Origin of the sequence: Myxococcus sp. AB056 (assembly GCF_006547365.1) — a bacterium.
Taxonomy (GTDB): Bacteria; Myxococcota; Myxococcia; order Myxococcales; family Myxococcaceae; genus Myxococcus; species Myxococcus virescens.
Genome location: NZ_VHLB01000129.1, coordinates 1 through 18,803, shown reverse-complemented (window position 1 = coordinate 18,803; position 18,803 = coordinate 1). Strand labels below are relative to the sequence as shown.

General features: G+C 71.4%; 11 protein-coding genes. 4 read left to right on the top strand and 7 right to left on the bottom strand.

Features of this window, described 5'->3' with window-relative positions:
* Window positions 1–3,413 (top strand): serine/threonine-protein kinase (locus FMP39_RS34285; RefSeq protein WP_141594217.1); only part of this gene is annotated, 3,413 nt, incomplete at its 5' end.
* Between the two features lie 6 nt (window positions 3,414–3,419).
* Here FMP39_RS34285 and FMP39_RS34280 read toward each other — a convergent pair.
* From FMP39_RS34280 to FMP39_RS34270, 3 genes are all read right to left on the bottom strand, one after another.
* On the bottom strand, window positions 3,420–3,770 hold the full coding sequence (locus FMP39_RS34280) for a hypothetical protein (RefSeq protein WP_228558578.1): 351 nt from the start codon (window positions 3,768–3,770) through the stop codon (window positions 3,420–3,422).
* A gap of 183 nt (window positions 3,771–3,953) precedes the next feature.
* The gene (locus FMP39_RS34275) at window positions 3,954–4,301 is read right to left on the bottom strand and encodes a hypothetical protein (RefSeq protein WP_141594215.1); all 348 of its coding nucleotides are present in this window, start codon (window positions 4,299–4,301) and stop codon (window positions 3,954–3,956) included.
* A 182-nt stretch (window positions 4,302–4,483) separates the two neighbouring features.
* A complete protein-coding gene (locus FMP39_RS34270; RefSeq protein WP_141594214.1) occupies window positions 4,484–6,097 on the bottom strand; it encodes a sigma 54-interacting transcriptional regulator in 1,614 nt (537 codons plus the stop codon).
* A 584-nt stretch (window positions 6,098–6,681) separates the two neighbouring features.
* Between FMP39_RS34270 and FMP39_RS34265 the strand changes: the two genes are divergently transcribed.
* Together FMP39_RS34265 and FMP39_RS34260 are read left to right on the top strand one after the other, a co-directional pair.
* Window positions 6,682–7,059, top strand: a complete 378-nt coding sequence (locus FMP39_RS34265) for a hypothetical protein (protein ID WP_228558579.1) — start codon at window positions 6,682–6,684, stop codon at window positions 7,057–7,059.
* Window positions 7,053–7,586 (top strand): DUF3592 domain-containing protein, encoded by a 534-nt coding sequence (locus FMP39_RS34260; protein ID WP_141594213.1) that lies wholly within the window; start codon window positions 7,053–7,055, stop codon window positions 7,584–7,586. The genes FMP39_RS34265 and FMP39_RS34260 overlap by 7 nt, the downstream gene beginning before the upstream one ends.
* Window positions 7,587–7,596: 10 nt before the next feature.
* Here FMP39_RS34260 and FMP39_RS34255 read toward each other — a convergent pair whose 3' ends face one another.
* From FMP39_RS34255 to FMP39_RS34240, 4 genes are read right to left on the bottom strand one after another with little or no spacing between them, the layout of a single operon-like run.
* Window positions 7,597–9,096, bottom strand: a complete 1,500-nt coding sequence (locus FMP39_RS34255) for a DUF4388 domain-containing protein (protein ID WP_141594212.1) — start codon at window positions 9,094–9,096, stop codon at window positions 7,597–7,599.
* A 19-nt stretch (window positions 9,097–9,115) separates the two neighbouring features.
* On the bottom strand, window positions 9,116–10,966 hold the full coding sequence (locus FMP39_RS34250) for a response regulator (RefSeq protein WP_141594211.1): 1,851 nt from the start codon (window positions 10,964–10,966) through the stop codon (window positions 9,116–9,118).
* A gap of 38 nt (window positions 10,967–11,004) precedes the next feature.
* On the bottom strand, window positions 11,005–11,856 hold the full coding sequence (dapF, locus tag FMP39_RS34245) for a diaminopimelate epimerase (protein ID WP_141594210.1): 852 nt from the start codon (window positions 11,854–11,856) through the stop codon (window positions 11,005–11,007).
* A 24-nt stretch (window positions 11,857–11,880) separates the two neighbouring features.
* Window positions 11,881–17,988, bottom strand: a complete 6,108-nt coding sequence (locus FMP39_RS34240) for a methyltransferase domain-containing protein (RefSeq protein WP_141594209.1) — start codon at window positions 17,986–17,988, stop codon at window positions 11,881–11,883.
* Window positions 17,989–18,092: 104 nt separating this feature from the next.
* Between FMP39_RS34240 and FMP39_RS34235 the strand changes: the two genes are divergently transcribed.
* The coding region (locus tag FMP39_RS34235) for an IF-2 protein (RefSeq protein WP_228558577.1) at window positions 18,093–18,803 on the top strand (711 nt) is incomplete at its 3' end.

The following is an 18,803-nucleotide window of genomic DNA, read 5'->3' as shown; positions in this document are numbered from 1 at the left end:
CCCCGGGCGTGTCCCCGCCCCCCGCCGTGGAGCCGGACGGCCCCACCTTCCCGGTGCCGGACTGGGACCGCTACCAGCCCGTGCGCTTCCTGGGCCAGGGTGGCATGGGCCGGGTGTTCCTGGCGTATGACCCCATGCTCCGCCGCAACGTGGCGCTGAAGTTCGTGCGCGGGGACGACCCGGAGCTGGCCCGGCGCTTCCTCTCCGAGGCCCGCGCGCAGGCCCGCGTCCGACACGAGCGGGTGTGCGAGGTGTACGAGGTCGGCGAGGTGCGCGGCCGGGGCTACATCGCCATGCGCTTCGTGGACGGCCAGCCGCTGGGACAGTTGGCGCGCTCGCTCACGCTGGAGCAGAAGGTGTTGGTGCTGCGCCAGGCCGCCGAGGGCGTACACGCGGCCCACGGCGCGGGCCTCATCCACCGCGACATCAAGCCCGGCAACATCCTGGTGGAGCGCACCGAGGACGGCGGGCTGGCCCCCTTCGTCATGGACTTCGGTCTGGCGCGCGACTGGCGCGAGGAAGGCGCCGCGCCCAACGCCGTGCAGGGCACCCCGCACTACATGGCCCCGGAGCAGGCGCGCGGCGAGGTGTCACGCCTGGACCGGCGCGCGGACATCTACGCGCTGGGCGCCACGCTCTATTCGCTCCTCACCGGCAGGCCGCCCTTCACCGGCGCCACCGAGGCGGAGGTCATCACCCGGCTCCAGCACGACGAGCCGGCGCCGCCGCGCGCGCTCGACGCAGACATTCCGTCGGACCTGGAAGCCATCGTCCTCAAGTGCCTGGAGAAGCAGCGGCCCGCCCGCTACGACTCGGCGCGGGCGCTGGCGGAGGACCTGGAGCGGTTCCTCGAAGGAGAGCCCGTCCTCGCGCGACAGGGACTGGGCTACCGCCTGCGCCGCAAGGCCCGCAAGCACCGGGTGGCGCTGACGCTGGGCTCCGCGGCCCTGACGGTGGTGTTGCTGGCGCTCATCCAGGCGGGCATCGCCCGCGGCGAGGTGGCCGAGCGCGAACGCCTCACGCGCCGCTTCACCGAACGGGTGGAGCGCATCGAGGCCTCCGCGCGCTACTCCGCCCTGTCCCGCCTGCACGACACCCGTGAAGACCGGCGCGAGCTGCGCGCCAGCATGGACGCGCTGGAGGCCGAGGTGCGCGAGGCGGGCCCCCACGCGTTGGGCCCCGGCCAGTACGCCCTGGGCCGCGCGCTGCTCGTGTTGGATGAGCGGGACGCCGCGCGCAAGCGCCTGGAGGCCGCGTGGGCCCAGGGCTACCGCGAGCCCCGGGTGGCCTGGGCGTTGGCGCAGGTGCTGGGAGACCTCTACCAGGAGCGGCTGCTGCTGGACGTGGAGCGCCGCAGCCCGGAGCAGCGCGAGGTCCGCCGCAAGGAGCTGGAGCAGAACTACCGGGACCCGGCCCTGGCCTACCTGCGCCAGGCCGAAGGCCCCGACGTCCCCGTCCCACCGCTGTATGTGAAGGCGCTGTTCGCCTTCTACGAGGGCCGCCACGAAGAGGCCCTGACCCACCTGGAAGCCATGGGCCGCGCGCAGCCCTGGTTCTACGAAGCGCCCCTGCTGCAAGGCGACGTGCTGCTGGCGCGGGCCACGCAGCGCTGGCACCAGGGCGACAAGGCCGGCTCACAGGAGGACCTGGACGCGGGCCGCCGCGCCTATGCCGCCGCCGTCGCCACCGCGGAGAGCCAGCCCATGGGCCACTACGTCCTGGCGCGCCTGGAGCTGGCCGCGCTGGTGATGGAGCTGTACGGCGAAGGCAACGTGCTGCCCCACTATGAGCGCGGCGTGGAAGCGGCGACCCGCGCGCTCACCGCCGCGCCGGACCACCACCGCTCGCTGGTCGTCCTCTCCCGCTTGCACCGCCGGCTCGCGGAGCAGCGCACCAGCCAGGGACGCGAGGACGCCGAGCCGCTGCTGGAGAAGTCCATCCGCGCCGCGCGCGAGGCCCTGGCCCTGGCGCCGCCCAGCGACCGTGTCGCGCTGGAGCTCGCCATCACCCACCGGCTGTGGGCCCGCTACCGCCAGGAGCGCGGGCAGGACCCGAGCGAGCAGCTCCGTCTGTCCATCGAGGCCTTCGAGCGCCTGCGCCCCGAGGAGCGCGACTATGCCTTCCACGCCAACCTGGGCCTGACCTATCAGGTGTGGGCGGACGCGGAAGCCGAGCGCGGCGTGGACCCGCTGGAGCACCAGGGCAAGGCGATTGACGCGTACCTGGAGGCCATCCGCGTGCGGGAGAACCAGGCCGACGCGTGGATCAACCTGGGCAACGCCCTGCGCCGCCGCGCTTCGAATCCACGCGCCACCGACGCCGCGGGAGATTTGACGCGGGCTCGTGACGCACTGGCGAAGGCGCTGGCGCTCAATCCCGGCAACGTCGTGGCCAGCTTCCGCGGCGCGGAAATCTCCGAGCAATTGGCGCGCTGGCGCTGGAGCCACGGCGAGCCCTTCGAGGCGGACCTGGAGCAGGCGCTGGCCCTGTTCCGGCAGGGGCTGGGCATCAACGCGAAGCTCCCCCCGCTCCACAACGGGCTGGGCGCGGCGCTGCTGTGGCAGGCCGAGCAACGCTGGGAGGAAGGCGGCGCCCCCGAGCCCTTGCTCCAGCAGGCGCAGGCGGCCTTCGAGGAAGCCCGGACGCTGGCGCCCAGACAGGTGTACGCCCACAACAACCTGGGCGAGGTGTGGACCCTGAACGCCACCTTCCAGTCCGCGCGCAGGGAGAATCCAGGACCGAGTGGCCGCGCCGCCGTGGAAGCCTACCGTCAGGCGCTCTCACTCCAGCCCCAGGACGCCGACCTCTGGGCCAACCTCGGCCGCGTGCAGACACTGCTGGCGACGTGGAGCCTGGAGACCGGCGGCGACCCACGGGCGGAGCTGGCGAAGGCCGAGGAGTCCCTGGCGCGGGCCACCACGCTGAATCCCCGCCAGGGCCACACGTGGCGCAACACGGGCGAGGCCCGCGCCCTCAAGGCCCGCTGGCTGGCGCACCGGGGCGCCGCTCAGGAATCGGACTTCGAGCTCGCATCGCAGGCATTCCAGCAGGCTCTGTCCCTGGAGCCGCGCCGGCATGACTACCGGCTGACCACCGCGCGATTCCAGCTCGACTGGGCCGCGTGGCGTCAGCAGCGGAACGAGGACGCCGCGCCGCTGCTGAACCAGGGGCTCGCGCTCGTGGCGGAAGTCCTGGCGGACCGGCCCAGGTGGGCGCGGGCCCAGGCGCTTCGTGGCGGCGGGCTGCTCGCCCTGGCGGAGACACGCGCCTCCTCCGAGCAACGGCAGGCCTGGCGCATCGAGGGCCAGGAGGCGTTGCGGCAAGCACTGGCCCGCAACCCTCACCTGGAACCCGAATGGAGTGGCCGGCTCGGCGCAGCTCGCGAGCCGCTGGCCGGCCCTCCTACGCCCTGACGTGGCTCAGCACTCCTTGGGCGGGTCCGTCGTCACGTCCAGGTTGCCGTTCTTCGTCTCCAGCTCGCTTCCCAGGCCCGACGCCGCGGGCGCGCTGGGGACTTCCACTGTGAATGGATACGAGCCGACCGCGGCCCCGTCGGAAACGGGGTCATCGCGCTGGGCGGCGGACAGAGAGGTGTTGTTCAAGCTGAACGACGCCGTCGAATCCAGGCACGCGGGGGGATTCACCGTCACGTCCGATGCGCCGCCAATCATTTCAATGGCGAAACGGACCGTGTCGCCGTGCCGAACCTTGTTGTTGGGGATGTAGCTCAGGTTCCCGGACTTGTTGATGAGAACAGTGACGATGGCCATGGGCCGTGGCTCCTGTGCCCCGCTGGGGCGTGTGATGAACTGCCGACTGCTGTGATTTGCACACACCATACCAGACAGGTCTGGTTCACAGCGCCCTCGAAGACTCACCAGCGGAGCATGGCCTCATCGGCATCTGGACGCGTCAGCCCACCCATGAGGTCTGGCCTGACACGTCAGGGCGGCTCAGAGCTTCGGCGGATCCGTCGTCACGTCCAGGTTGCCGTTCTTCGTCTCCGCCTCGCCTCCGAGGTGAGGCTTCTCCGGCAAAGGAGGGACTGTCACCGTGAACAGATACGGCTTGTACGCGGCCGATTCAGAGACCGGGTCCTCGTAGATGGGGGGCGCCGCGGAGGTCTGGTCCAGGGTGAAGGGATTCGTGTCAACCAGGCACGTGGGCGGATTCACCGTTGCCCAAGCAGGACCGTTGACCGGGTCGAGCACGAAACGGACTGTGTACCCGCGCCCGACCTGATTGCTGGGCTCGTAGACCAGATCCCCCGACTTCTTGATGGTGACGGTGACAACGGTCATGGGCGCGGCTCCCGTACCCCCAATGGGGCAATGAGAAGGATTGCTGCGGGCTGTGAGTTGCAGGCACCGTACCAGCCAGGCATGGCGCGCGGCCCCTCGACAATCGACACCCGAGCCCCCCGAAAAGGCAAATGGACGCGTCAACCGAACCCGCCAGGTCCGGGTTGACGCGTCAGCCAACACTACCCACCACTGAGGCCCAGCTCCCGGACCCGCCGCTGGAGCGCGCGCTTGGAGACCTCCAGCCGCTGCACCATCTGGTCGAGGTCGCCCTCGCACTCATGGAAGCAGCGCGTGATTTCCTCGGGGCTCAAGTCGCGCGCGGTGCGCAGGAGCGAGCTCTTGTCGATGAGGACGTAGACGGACGGCCGGGGAATGCCCAGCCAGTCCGCGGTGGCCTTGAGGTCCCAGGAGCAGGCGCGAAGGGCCTCCAGCAACTCCTGCTCGCCCACGTCCGCGGGCTTGCGCCGCGGTGCCTTCGCGCCGTCGCCCCCCTCCTCACCCGTGCGCGCGGTCAACGGACGCCCGGGGACTGGCTGCGCGTCCGCGTCCAGCACCTGCTCCAGCCGTGCATCGGCGCGCAGCCCGGGCATGCCCCGGCTGCCAATGACGAGCTGACGGGTGACGTTGCGCAACTGGCGGATGTTGCCGGACCACGCGTGGCGCACCAACTGGACGGCCAGGGCCGCGGGCAGCCAGGGCTCGGCGCGCGGGTCCGAAGACGTCAGTTGACCGCCCTCCCCCATGGCCTCCAGTTCCTGGCGAGCGAAGTGGAGGAAGAGCAGGCCCACGTCCTCACGGCGCTCGCGCAGCGGAGGCACCAGGATTTCAAAGCCGGCCAGCCGGTGCAGCAGCGGGGCCTTGAAGGTGCGATCCTGGATGCGGGCCTCCAGATGCGCGTCCGTGGCGGAGACCAGCCGGACGTCGACAGGCACCGGCGTATGGCCGCCCACGGGATAGATTTCGCCCGTCTCCAGCACGCGAAGCAGCGCGGCCTGCACCTCGGGCGGCGCCTCGCCAACCTCATCGAGGAAGAGCGTCCCGCCCTCGGCCGCGCGGAAGAAGCCTTCCCGGTCCCGGCTGGCGCCCGTATAGGCCCCGCGCTGCGCGCCGAAGAGCTCCGCGGCGACCAGCTCCTTGGCGAGCGCTCCCAGGTTGACGCTGACGAAGGGACCGGCGCGGCGGGGACCGCTGGCGTGGATGGCGCGCGCCACCAGCTCCTTGCCCGTGCCCGTCTCACCGCGGATGAGCACCGGCACGGCGAGGTCGGCCACCCGGATGATGTCCTCGCGCACGCGGTGGATGCCCTCGCCGTGGCCGACGATGCCCAGGTCCAGAACGCCCGGCTGACGGAAGGACGAGGCCAGGTGGAGCAACAGCACCACGCGGTCGGCCAGCACCAGCGGCACTCCAGCGGACAGCTCCTCGCGAGAGAACTCCCGGCCGCCCACGACGGGCTCGTTCGCCACGCGCACCTGGGTGCCGTCCTCCGGCACCAGCATCCGGAGGCCGCCTCGTGGGCCGGGCTCGAACTCCACCGGCTTGCGGCTGAGGAATGGGTCTCCCAACGGGAGGGCCATGAGCCCCCCGGGCCGGGAGAAGTCCGGCGCGTTGCGTGACAGGGCCGCCGTGCGCCCCTGGGACGCAAGCACCTCCAGCAACAGCCGCTCGCCAATGCGCTGCGGCTGGGGATGGGACACAATCGTCAAGGCGGGCACGGAGAGCGCCACCGGGCTCTGCCCGGCCTGTGCGCGGCCCGCGGTGGTCGACATGTCTGCGGCGAGTTTCTGCTGCATGGGTATTCGTGTGAGTCCTAGGATACCCGTTGAGCCTACACCTCCAGAAGCCCGAGCGCTGGGTTCATCCACCGAGGAAACGACGTGAGAATCCCGTGAGTTGGGTGAAGTGGCTGGTGCCGGGCCGCGACCTGTCCTCCTCCGCGGCCGCCAACCTCCGAACCCCATGGGATACATCCACAGCCTCCGAGACTTCGCTTCCCCGCATGAGGGGGCGCACACGCACTGTCCGCATCTTCACACCCGATGCGCATGACGCCTCACCTGACAGGTCCTTTCCATGCAGGACTTGCAGAACGTGTTCGCCCATCCCGAGTCCGCGCGCTTCGATACTTGGTGCACCAACCTCCGTGGGCCGAGCCCCGAAGCAACGTGGCGGCCCGGGCCGAGCCATTCGTGCGCTTCGTCATTGAAACACTGAAGCCATACATCGAACGCACGTACCGCGCCCGCCAGGGGCCCTGGACGGGGCTACACGGACCACGAGCGGGACTTGCAACGGCGGCTGCCGGAGGCCATGCGCTGGCTGCTGGGGTGACGGCCCCGGCCAGCGCGTCACGGGAGAATGGTAGGGTTTCCGCCAGATGGACGCATTGCTCCCCGCCACGCCCACCGAGTTCTTCGTCTTCCTCCTCTTCGGCGGCATCCTCGCGTACGCCGCCTGGGTCGTCAGGAGCTTCGCCCGCGACGCGGCGGTGGAGCGGCAGGTGCTCAAGCACGGCGAGGACGCCGAGGCCACGGTGCTCGAGTTGCGCGACACGGCCTTGCGCGTCAACCGCCGTCCCGTCTTCGAGCTGCTCCTGGAGGTCCGTCAGAGGGGACGCGCGTCGTATCAGGCGCGAGTGAGGAAGCGGCTGGGTCCACACCAGAGCGTCGGGGCGCCACCCCGGAAGAGTTCGAGGCGAAGAAGGCGCAGATTCTCGCGCGTATCTGAGAACGCGCATCGAGGTGCTGGGTGCTGACCGCGGTCCTGACGATGTTGCCCTTCCTGCTCTTCGCGCTCGTCGGCTTCGGCGCTGCGAGGTTCTTCGTCTATTCGCACGTGCAGACGCAGCGCCTCCGCGAGCACGGGACCGCCGGCGAGGCCACCATCCTCCGGATGGAGCGCACGTCGATGCGGATCAACAAGAGTTACGTCTACGACTTCCTGCTGGAGTTCGAGGTGCCGGGCCTCCCCACCTACAGGCGGCAGCACCGCAGCCGGGCGCATGATTGGAAGGCCTTCATCCTGGAGCCCGGCGTGCGCCTCAAGGTGAAGATCGATCCGAATGCCCCGCAGCGGTTCGTCGTCCTGGGGCCCGTCAATCAGCAGCGCCCCCAGAGCATCCAGGCCCTCGTCGCGGCGGCCACTGGCTTCACCGAGGCCAGAACCGTGGCCCCCGCGGACCCGGTGAAGGCCCTGAAGGACCTCCAGTCGATGCTCGACAACGAGCTCATCACGCAGGACGAATACGCGCAGAAGAAGGCGGAGATTCTCGCGCGGCTGTGAAGCGCCCTGCCTACACGATGGACGCGGCGGCCCGCTGCACCTGGGGCACGCCGGGCAGCGTGGGCGCCGGGTTGAGCGCCTGGACCAGCAACGAGCGCAGCGCGTCCGCCAGGTCATCCCCCGAGCCCAGGGCCCCCGCGGGAGCCCCCTGCAACGCCGGCGGTACCTCCGCGCCCACCACCACCACCGGCATCCGGACCTCCCAGGCCAGGTAGTGCGCGAGCCGCACGGAGGGCTCGGCCACATCCATCAGCAGCGCGCCCATGGCGCCCGCCGTGAAGGGACGCCACAGCGGCCGCGCCGCCTCCGCGGGAGGCAGCACACAGAAGTCCAGGCGCAGCACCTCGCTGAGCACCAGGCGCCCCAGCGTGCCGAAACCACTCTTCACCGCGGTGGGCTCGGCTGACAGCGCTTCCATGCCGGGCATGCGGGAGAGGACCCGCCGGGCCGCGCTCGCGCCACTGCCGCACACGAAGATTTTCGCGGTGGCCACCTTCGCGGGCGCTCGCGTGCGGAGAATCCGGCCGCGCAGCGCGTGTACCTCCGCCGCGCCCAGCAGCTCGCCGGACGCAGCCTCCACGCCGTCTCCGTCCGCGGCCCTCGCCACGCCCCGCTGCATGAGCGTGGTGAGGACGTTGAGCACCTCCAGGTCGGTGGCCGGCGCCAGGTCCAACACCTCGCCCAGGGCGCGTGGCTGGCGAAGCAGGTCCACCACCTGCTGCGTCACCGGATGCTGGTCTCCTTGCAGGTCCGCGTCCGGCGCCAGCATCAGCCGCGTGTGGCGCGGCGGCAGGCCGGGCATCAGCCGGTTCACCTCGTCCGACTGGCGCATGCCCTCCAGCAGCGCGTCATCCATGCCGCGGTTGATGCGCGGCCGTGCCGTGTTGCCTCCGGGCGAGAAGGTGAACGTCCCGTCCACCCACGCCAGCAGGCGGAACAGGGCCTTCTCCCCTTCCACGCGCCCCAGCTTCGCGTTCACCGGGCGGCCTTCGACGACGGAAATCTCGCCCCGGTCGTTGCCGCGCTCCAGCGTCAGCCGGCCGCTGCGCCGGTTCATGCCCAACAACTGCATCAGGTCCGGGATGCTGAGCTGGCTGAGCGAGCCTTCGATTTCCTGCTGCTCGCTCTTGAGGTCCTTGGCCGCCTCGCTGCGCCGGAAGATGTGCTCGATGCGGCTGAGCACCTCGTCCAGGTTGAAGGGCTTGCGCAGGTAGCCGTCCCGCAGGCCGCGGAGCCGGTCCGACTCGAAGCTCGCGGTGGTGAGCACCACCGGAATGTCCTCGGTGCGCGGGTTGGTGCGCAGAATCTGGATGAAGGTGCGCGCGTCCAGCAGCCGGCAGGCCTCGTCGAACAGCGTGAGGTCCGGGTGGCGCAGCACGGCCACCTCCAGGGCCCGCGAGCCATCCGGCGCGTAGTGCACCTGATAGCCCTTGGTGCGCAGCGCCCGCGACAGCGAGCGCACGGACTCGAGGTCAGGGTCGGCGATGAGGATTTTCCGGACCGGGGCCACGGTGGCGCTCCGCTTCGTGTCAGTAGGGCTGCAGGTCGTATTCGGCCTGCAGCTTGGAGATGAGCCCGTCCACCACCGCGGTGTCCGAGGTGTGGAACCCCCACGTCGCTCCGTGGCCCCGCCGCTGGATGAGCGCGTAGGCCGCGTTCTCGGAGAGCCAGAGGATGAACTCGTGCCGCGCGATGCGGTCGTCGCCTTCCAGGAACACGGGCGTCAGCGCGGGGTGTGACTCCAGGTCGACGCGGCGGCCCAGCAGGTAGATGCGCGACGCCAGATCGGGAGGCGCGGACTCCAGCCCGGCGGCGATGTTCAGGTCCGTGCGAATCTCCGGCCCGCCCACGTACAGCAGGCCGCGCGAACCAGGGTCCCGCATCATCTCCCGGGCAATCTCCGCCTGGAGCTCGTCGAAGAGGACGTCGGACACCTTCCCCCGGCGGCTCGGCTCGGAGCGCTCGTCCACCGGCAGCCGGGGGCTGTTCGGCGTGCCCAGCAGCAGGTCCACCTCGTCCCAGAAGGGCAGCCCATCCAGCATCAGCCGGCGCTGCAATGACGCGCGCCGCTCGTCCATGCGGCGGCGGCAGCGGTGCACCAGCTCGTCGAAGTCCTCGCCGTCCTTGGGGAAGGTGCTGGCACCGCCCACCATCGCCAGCGGGAGGCGCTGGTCCACCTCCATGGCCTCGGGCTCCTCGCGCACGGCGGCCACGGCGCGGCGCACGAACATCAGCGCCCCGAAGAAGTCCGTCTCCGGGAGCAGGAGGTAGAACTCCTGGTCGCTCGCCTTCGCGATGACGTCCGAGTCGCGGATGATCTTGCTGAGCGCCTTGATGATGCCGCGCACCGCCTTCTTCGCGTCCGCCGCGCCCTGGCGCACGCGCACCAGCGGGAGGTTGTCGATGGAGAAGGTCAGCAGGGAGAACGTCCGCCCGTAGCGCCGGGCCTTGTAGATTTCCTTGGACGCGTAGTCGGTGAAGTAGCTGAGGTTGTACGCCGCCGTCTCGCGGTCTCTCAGGCCCAGGCGCTGGAGCGCGAGCATCTTCCGGCCGTTCTTCAGGCCCACCGCCGCGAAGTCACCCAGCACGCGAGCATCGCGCGAATGCTCGGGCCGGAAGTCCCCCGACAGCGGGTCGGAGAGCTGCGCCAACCCGACGACCTCCCCCGACGCCACCAGGGGCACGTACATCACCGACGAGCGCTCGTCGCGGGCCAGCCACGGCTGGGCCTCTCGCAGGCGTCCGGACAGCGGCCCTTCCGGGCTCATCTTCTCCGCGAGGAACTGCCGGTCCAGCAGCCCGCGGTAGGCCCGCAGCACCAGGTCTCCCCGGTCGTCCACCACCCACAGCGCGGCGCTCTGCGCGTCGCAGATGGCCGCCAGCTCCGAGGTGAGCCGCTCCTGGAGCCACTCCAGGTCGGGATGGGACAGGAGCTCCAGGCAGCGCTGGTGCAGGTTGTGGAAGCGGGCGAACTCCAGGTTCTCGTCACGAAGCAGCGTCCGCTCGCGGCGCAGGGACGCGCGCTCCAGCGCCCGGTCCACGGCGAGCAGCATGTCGTTGGCGTTCACCGGCTTGGAGAGACAGTCCGCCGCGCCCGAGCGCAGCGCCACCTCCGAGCCCCGGATGTCGGTGCGCTGGCTGACGAGGATGACCTCCTGGTCGGGGTCCCGCTCGCGTAGGCGCGCGGTGAGAGCGAAGCCGTCCACGCCTGGCATCACCACATCGGTGATGACCAGGTCGAACGACGTGCGTGCCGCCTCTTCGAGCGCGAGCGTTGCGTTCTCCACGGCCACCACGCGATGCCCGTTATGCGTGAGCAAGTCGCTGGCGAGCTGACGGAAGAACTTGTCGTCGTCGACGACGAGGATGGGTCCGGCCACGGCGCGTTCTGACCTGGGGGCGAGAGGAACGCGGGAGGTTACCGGCCCGAGGGAATCGCGACAACGCCCTCGAAGACGAAGGCCACCGGTCCACGGAGGCGGATGTCGGACAGGTCGGCGGGGACGCGGATGCTCAGGTCTCCCCCTGGCAGGGTGACGCGCAGCCAGGCATCGGCCGGGAGCCGTTTGGCCAGCACGGCGGCCACGGCGGACGCGCAGGCGCCCGTCCCACAGGCCTGGGTGAGGCCGCAGCCTCGCTCCCAGACCACCACGGTGAGGCCGTCCGAGTCCACACTGACGAACTCCACGTTGGTGCGGTCCGGGAAGGACGGGTGGTGCTCCAGCAGGGGCCCCAGGCGCGAGGCATCCTCCAGCGGCTGGTCCAGGAGGACCATGTGGGGATTGCCCATGCTCACTGCGTAGGCGCGCAGGGGCGAATGGCCCGGCACCAAGGCATCCAGAAAGGGCTGCCCCGTGGCGCCCGAAGGCAGGTTGGGGGCGACCAGCCGGGCGGGACCCATGGAGATGTCCACGGCCACCACACCGCCCTCGCCATACGAGGGGTAGCAGGTGAGCACGCCCGCCCCGGTCTCCACGTCGATGTGGCCTGGCGTCCGGCCCGAGTCATCCACCAGGAACTTCACCGCGCAGCGCAGGCCGTTGCCGCACATCTCCGCGATGCTGCCGTCGGCGTTGTGCACGACCATGCGGGCGACGCCACGCTCGGAGGGCAGCAGCGCCAGCACCCCGTCCCCGCCGATGCCCAGGCGCCGGTCGCACATCCACCGCGACGTGGCGGCGTCGATGTCCTCGCCGGAGCCGCGCCGGTCCAGCACGACGAAGTCATTGCCCAGGCCCTGATACTTGAAGATGCGCTCGCGAGCTTCCACGGGCGCAATCCTAGTCGCGAGCGGCTATTCGCGCTCGTCCGGCTTCGGGGGCATTTTCTGGGGCGGCAGGTCCAGCGCGGGCACCGCGCCTCGGGGGCGCCGCGCCGGGGCCTTGGCGCCCTGCTCCGTCCCGGTTGGGGGGACCAGCTCATTCCGGGCCGGCTCGGGCGCGTCCAACAGGGCGAAGCTGTCCGCGCGGGACGCCGGCCGCTTTGCCGCGGCCAGTTCGGCCTCGCGGTCCGCGAGCTTCTGCTGGAGGTCCTCCACCAGGGACTGGAGGAGCTCCATCTCCGCGGCCATCTCCAGCACGTCTTCGGGCTGGGAGGACACCTTGAGGGACTCCACGGTGGACAGGAGTTCGGTCCGCTCCGCCTCCAGCGCGTCCACGCGGGCCTTCTGGGACTGGAGCTGGGTTTCGAGCCCCCGGAGCTGTTCATCGAGCTGGGAGCGCTCCGTCTGGAGCAATGCGAGCTGCCCGGCCGCGCTGCCGTCGTGCTGCTGGAGCTGCTGCGTGGCCACTTCGAGCGCCTGGGACAGGCGGGTGCGCTCGGCGCGCTCAGCGTCGAGGATCCGGACGGCGTCGGTGGACGCGGCTTCCAGGGCGGTGACGCGGCCTTCGAGGCGGACCCGGGCGGCGCGGGCGACGGACAGGTCCGACTGGAGGCGCTCGCGGTCGGAGTCCGCGCGGGCGAGGCGCTCCTGGGCGGACTGAAGCGTGGCCGCCCGCTCCGTGGCGGCGGTCAGGTCGGCGCGGAGCACATCGAGCTGGGACGTGAGCTCGGCGACGTGGGCTTCCAGTGTGGCCCTGTCGGCGTGGGCACGGTCAGCGGTGTCGGAGAGCCGGGCCGCGCGGTCACTGGCCTCTGCCAGTTGCGCATTGAAATTCGCGGAGGCCTCGGCGAGCCGCGATTCCAGCTCCGCTTGCTGTGCCTCGAACCGGGCGTTGAGGTCCGCCAGCCGGGTCTCCGACTCGGCGCGCTGTGCCTCTGCGGAGGCCGCGACTTCCGCGAGCCGGGCCTCCAGTTCGCCACGCTGCGCCTCGAGGCTGGCCACGGCGTCCGCCAACTGAGCCTCCAGCGCGCCGCGCTGTGCATCCGCGTTGACCGCGACTTCCGCCAGCCGGGCCTCCAGCGCGGTGCGTTCGGCCTCGGTGCGAGCAGCAGCCTCCGCGAACTGCTGCGCCGCCTCCACACGTAGCGCATCGGAACGAGAAACAGCTTCCGCGAGCTGCGCCTCGAGTTCGGAGCGCTGGGCGTTGGAACGCGCGACGGCTTCCGCGAGCTGCGCTTCAAGTTCGGCGCGCTGAGCATCAGAACGCGAGACGGCGTCCGAGAGCTTTCCTTCGAGTTCGGCGCGCTGGGCTTCCAGCTCGCTACGGGCCCGCGTCAGTCCATCGGCGGAGTCCGTGAGCTGGGCCTCCAGCGCGTTCGCCCTCGCCTGCTCCGTGGCGGCGGCTTCGGTCGCGCGGGCCAGCTCGGTCCGCAGCGTCTCCAGCGCGGCGCGCTCGGCTTCGAGCGAGTTCTCCATCGCGGTGGCCTTGCCCGCGAAGCGCCGCGCCGTCTCGAGCTGCACCATGAGCAACTCGGCGTTCTCCCGCTGCGCCGCGAGCCGGTCCTGCGCATCCACCAACTCGGCATCGAGCCGAGCGATGTGCATGCCCCGCTCGTTCAGGGCCGCCATGGCACGCTGGAGCTGTGCCCCCAGGCGCATGCTCTCCTGCCGCGCGGCGCCCAGATGCGCCAGTTCCTGCTGCGCCGCAGCCAAGGCCGTCCGTTCGCGGTCTCGATCCGCGGTCAGCGCTTCGATTTCGCCCTGCTGCCGCTCCGCCCGAGCAAGCGCGTCATCCAGCGCACGCTCGACCGCGGAGAGTCGCTCCTGCGCGGCGGCTTCCTGCCGGGTCAGTGCCTCGCGAGCCTCGGTGGCGGCCTCACTGACTCGGCCCGCCTCCGCCTCACGCTCCGCGACCTGCTCACGCAGCTGGGCGACCTGCGTCTCCAGCGCCTCGATGGTTCCTGCACGCTCGGCGAGCTGGGCATCCGCCGCGCTTCGGGCCGACTCAAGGTCCGCCAGGGACTGAGCCAGCGCGACCGCACGCGCCGCATCCGACTCCTGCGCCGCGAGCGCCTCCGCGAGCCGGGACTCCAACGCCGAGCGCTGTTCCTTCGCGGTGTCCTCCGCCCACGCCCGCTCCGATTCCAGGCGCGTCACGGTATCGCGCAGCTCCTGCTCGCGAGCCTCGGCCGCCAGACGCTGCGCTTCGAGCGCGCGCTCCTGCTCGGCCATGACACGTTCGGCGGCAGCCAGCCGCTCCTGCCGTGCCTGGTCGCGCTCGGATGCCTCCGTGCGCAGCGTTTGCAGCGCGGACTCCGCATCGGTTCGCGTGCGTTGCTCCGCTTCGAGCACCGCGCGGACCTGCGCCAACGCAGCTTCGGCCTCGGCGCGGCCCTGCTGCTCGGACTCCAGTGCCGAGCGAGTCTGACCAAGCACGGCACCGGTATCGGCGCGAGTCTGCTGCTCCGCTTCGAGCGTCGCACGCGACTGAGCCAGTGCAGACTCAGCCTGAGCGCGAGCCTGCTGCTCCGCGGCAAGTGCCTCACGGGCCTGGGACAGGGCGGACTCGATGGCCGCGCGAGCCTGCTGCTCCGCCGTGAGCGTCTCACGAGACCGCGACAGTGCGGTCTCAAGCTCGATGAGCGTCTGCTGTTCCGCCGTCAGCGACTCACGCGACTGCGACAGGGCCGTCTCAAGCTCGGCACGCCCCTGCTGCTCCGCCTCGAGTGCCGCGCGAGCTTGTGCGAGAACGGACTCGGTCTCCGAGCGAGCCTGCTGTTCCGCCTTGAGTGCCGCGCGAGACTGCGCCAGCACGACCTCGGTCTCGGCGCGAACCTGCTGTTCCGCCGCGAACGCCTCGCGAGACTGCGCCAGCACGACCTCGGTCTCGGCGCGAGCCTGCTGCTCCGCCGCGAACGCCTCGCGAGACTGCGCCAGCGCCGCCTCGGTCTCGGCGCGAGCCTGCTGCTCCGACGCGAACGCCTCGCGAGACTGCGCCAGCACGGCCTCGGCCTCGGCGCGTGTCTGCTGTTCCGCAGTCAGCGCGGCACGCGCATCGGACAGGGAAGCTTCGGCATCGGCCAGCGATTGCTGTTCCGCCCCGAGCGTCGCACGGAGCTGAGCCAGCGCCGCCTCCGCCTCCGAGCGAGCCTGCTGCTCCCCCCCAAGCAACCCCTGCACGCGAGCCAGCTCGGCCTCGCCATCGCCGCGCCCCTGGCGTTCGACGTCCAGGTCCGCACGAACCTGGGCAAGCGCCTCACGCTCCGCTGCGAGCGCCTCCTGCGCCTGGGCACGCGCCTCGCGCTCGGAAGCCGCCTCGGCCTGGAGCCGGGTGACGACCTCGTCCGCGCCGAAGGCACGCTCCCGCATCGCGGTGAGCTCCGCGGCCAGCCGCTCACGCTCCTCACGTTCGGAAGCCAGCGCCGTCTCGCCCCGAGCCTCGTGCCGGACCAGCGCCTCCTGGGCCGAGACCAGCTCCGCCTCGGTCCGCGCGCGCAGCGCCAGCGCCTCGTCCAAGCGAGCCTGAACGCCTACAAGCGAGTCCTCCGCCTGAGCCCGTCGCTCCGCCTCCGCGGTGAGCGCCACCTCCAACCGCGCGCGCTCTTGTCCCTCCACCTGGAGCAGCGCCTGCGCATCCCCGAGCGCCGCTTCCCACCGAGCGCGCCGCTCCTCTTCGGAAGCAAGCGCGTCCCGAACCTGGGTCAGCGACTGGCGAGCCTCATCCAGTCCAGCCCGAGTCTCAGCGAGCGTCGCCTCCGCGTCACTGCGCCGTGCCTGCTCGGCCTCGAGCTGCGCACGCAGCGACTCCAACGCAAGGGCCCGCCCCTCCTGTTCGGAGTCCAGCGAGGCCCGGACCTCCGCCAGGGAGTTCTCCAGCGCCGTGCGCCGAGCAACCTCCGCGTCCAACGCCTCACGCGTCCGCGAGAGCGTGGCCTCGGCGTCCGTCAGCCGCTGCGCCGCGCCCTCCAGCTTCCCACGCGCCAGCCGCAGCGCCTCTTCCACCGCGGCCCGGGCCTCACGCTCCGAGTCCAGTTCCCCGCGAACGCGCCCGAGCTGTTCCTCCGACGCCTGCCATTCCAGGTGCGCGGACTCCAGCTCCTCTCGGGCGGTCCGCAGCGCGGACTCCAGCTCCTCCGCGCGCTCCGAGGACTGCCGCCCCGTACGAGCGTGCGAGGAAGCCTCGGCCTCCAGCTCCACCACGCGCCGGACCAGGGCCGCGCGCTCCTCCGCCAGCTCCTGCCGCCGGGCCTCGACCTCGCCCTTCGCGGAGACCTCATCAAGGACCTGCTGCTCCAACGCCGTCGCCCGAGCCCGCTCGTCCTCCAGCTCGCGCTCCAGCGACGTCAGCCGGGACTGGAGCGCGTCCCGCTCCGTCTCCAGCGCCTGCCCCAGGCGCTCCTCGGTCCGAGCGCGCTCCGCCTCCAGCGCCTCCAACCGCTGCGAGGCGTGATGAAGCGACTCCTCCCACTTCTGCGCCGTGGCCCGCGCGGAGGCCTCCGCGTGCGTCAGGGCCTCCACCTCCTGGCCCAGACGGGACTGCGACTCGCGAGCGGCGGCCAGCTCCGTCTCCAGACCCCGGACCTCCGCCTGGAGCGACTCCAGTCGCGACTCCGCGTCCTTCTGAGCACCCTCCGCCGAGGCCGTCCGCTGCCGCGCGTCCACCAGCTCCCGAGCCGTGCGCGCCAGCTCCGCATCCTTCACGGAGACGGCGGCGCCCGCGTCCCGGGACGTCTCCGCCGCCCGAGCCGCCTCGGCCTTCAGGTGCTCCACCGCCGCCAGGGCCGCCGAGTACTGCTCCGCGATGCGCAGCTCCCGCTCGCGCGCGGCCTCCGCGGCACGCCGACGGTCCTCGGACTGCTCCACGGCGCGCTCGGCGGCCAGCCGGTCCCGCTCGCGCTCGATGCGCAGCGTGGCCTGCTCCTCCTGGAGGTCCCGCACCTGCGTATACGCCTGCGTCAGCCGCTCGCGGGCCTCCTCTAGAGAAGCCGCCGTCTCCTCACGACGAGCACGCTCCAGCCGCAGCGACTCCTGGGCCGCCAACACCTGCACGCCCGCGTCCGCCTGGGCACGCTGCGCGGCCTCCACCTCCAGCCGCTGCGCCGCCAGTCGCCGGTCCGCGTCGGCCAGCCGCTCCTGCGCCACCTGGAGCTCCAGCTCGCGGCGCCGCAGCATCCCGGACAGGTCGTCCCGCTCGCGCTGTGCCTCCTGGCTCCCCCGCGCCTGCTCCAACTGCGCGGTGAGCCGGGCCACCTCATCCCGGGCCGTCTCCAAGGAGGGCCGCAGCGACGCCGCCTCCGCCTCCCGGTCCGTCAGCTCCGCGCGGAGCTTCGTCAGCGACTCCTTCAGCCGGCCGCTGCGCTCCTCCCAGGACTTCGCGCGCGCCACCACTTCATCGAGCTTGCCCCGCGTGAAGGCCAGCGGCTCGGGAGGCAGCTGCACCCAGGTCGGGTCCACCACGCGCGCCGGGTCCTGCCCCGCCACCACCAGGAAGTAGGCGGCCTCGCTGTGATTCACCAGGGTGCCGTCCACCTGGAGCCCTTCGCCCCGCTCGAAGGCGAGCTGGTAGCCCAGCACCGGGGACTGCGTGGCCACCTCCACAGAGGCGAAGTGGACCGACAGGGCGTCCAGCAATTGACCATAGGTGGGCGGCACGCCCTCCTCGGCCTCCAGCAACTGGGGCAACGCGAGCCCCGCGACATTGCGCAGGCCGCCCACGAGGAAGCCCTGCTTCGTCACCAGTCGCGCCAGCTCCGCCAACAGCTCCGGCGCTTTCACGTACGGCGCCAGGTCTGCGACCAGCACCACGTCGAAGCTGCCCGACTCGAAGTCGTCGTAGACGTTGGCCCGGAAGCGCAAGGAGGGACCGCCGTGCGCCTTTTGCGCGGCCTCGACCGCCGCTACATCCCTGTCGCACGACACGACCGCGCGCGCGCCTCTCTCCACGAGGAAGCGTGCGCTCTCGCCCCCGGTGGAGGCGACCGCATCGACTTCCAGGACCCGTCGACGGGCGAAGAGGCTCTCCGCGAAAATGTAGCGGGGCAGCAGCTCGCTGGGCCCCAAGCGGCGGAATGTGTGGTGCATCGGTGTGTTCGGGAGTGGGAGTATACCCCCGGGCAGGCGCGCCCCAAGTTAAGCGCCGGGGCTGGAAATGGGCCTCGCGCTCGTACGTCAGGAGGGCAGGCGACATGAACGGAACGGCACAACAGGGATTCGGCTATCGGGCGCGGCGTACCTTCACGCGGCTCCTCGTCTTCACTCTCATCCTGGGCCTGGGCGGCGTAGTCGTCTTCCTCCTCTCCCAGCTCAACGCGCGCACCTTCACCCTGGCCCTCCAAGACGGGCAGTTGGTGGTGATGAAGGGCCGCAACGCCCCCATGGGCGCGGTCCCCTACCGGACCGGGGACCCGCGGCTGGCGGACGCCTATGCGCCCGTCGCCATTGAAGGCCAGGACGTCTCGGCCCTCCTGACGCGCAAGTTCACCGACCGGGACGAGCTGGACCAGGCCCTGTTCCCCGTCCTGGAGAGCCTGGCCCGGCCGCGCATCGCGTCGGACGAGCCGGCCCGGGTCGACCAGGGCCTCTACTACCTCCGGCGCGCGGAGAAGCTCTCCGGCATCACCGAGGAGCAGCGCCTGACGCTCCAGAAGCACATGGTGGACGTGGCCTACTACCAGGCCCGGCAGAAGCTGGAGGACGCCCGCCGGCTGGTCAGCGAGGCCCTCACCCAGCTCAAGCTGGCCGCGGAGAGTCAGAGCCGCCACGCGCGCAGCGCCAACCAGATGCTGTCCGCCGTGTCCCCCCCGGCCCGCGACTTGGAGGAGTCGCTGCGGCGCGCCGTGCACACCCTCAGCGGCCCCCAGGCGGCCCCCCAGGCGCCGTCCCAGCCCGCGCCGCAG

Bases quoted from the DNA above. Each gene is read 5' to 3' on its own strand.
- FMP39_RS34270 (WP_141594214.1), bottom strand. From the start codon at position 6,097: ATGCAGCAGAAACTCGCCGCAGACATGTCGACCACCGCGGGCCGCGCA.
- FMP39_RS34265 (WP_228558579.1), top strand. From the start codon at position 6,682: ATGGACGCATTGCTCCCCGCCACGCCCACCGAGTTCTTCGTCTTCCTC.
- FMP39_RS34275 (WP_141594215.1), bottom strand. From the start codon at position 4,301: ATGACCGTTGTCACCGTCACCATCAAGAAGTCGGGGGATCTGGTCTAC.
- FMP39_RS34240 (WP_141594209.1), bottom strand. From the start codon at position 17,988: ATGCACCACACATTCCGCCGCTTGGGGCCCAGCGAGCTGCTGCCCCGC.
- FMP39_RS34280 (WP_228558578.1), bottom strand. From the start codon at position 3,770: ATGGCCATCGTCACTGTTCTCATCAACAAGTCCGGGAACCTGAGCTAC.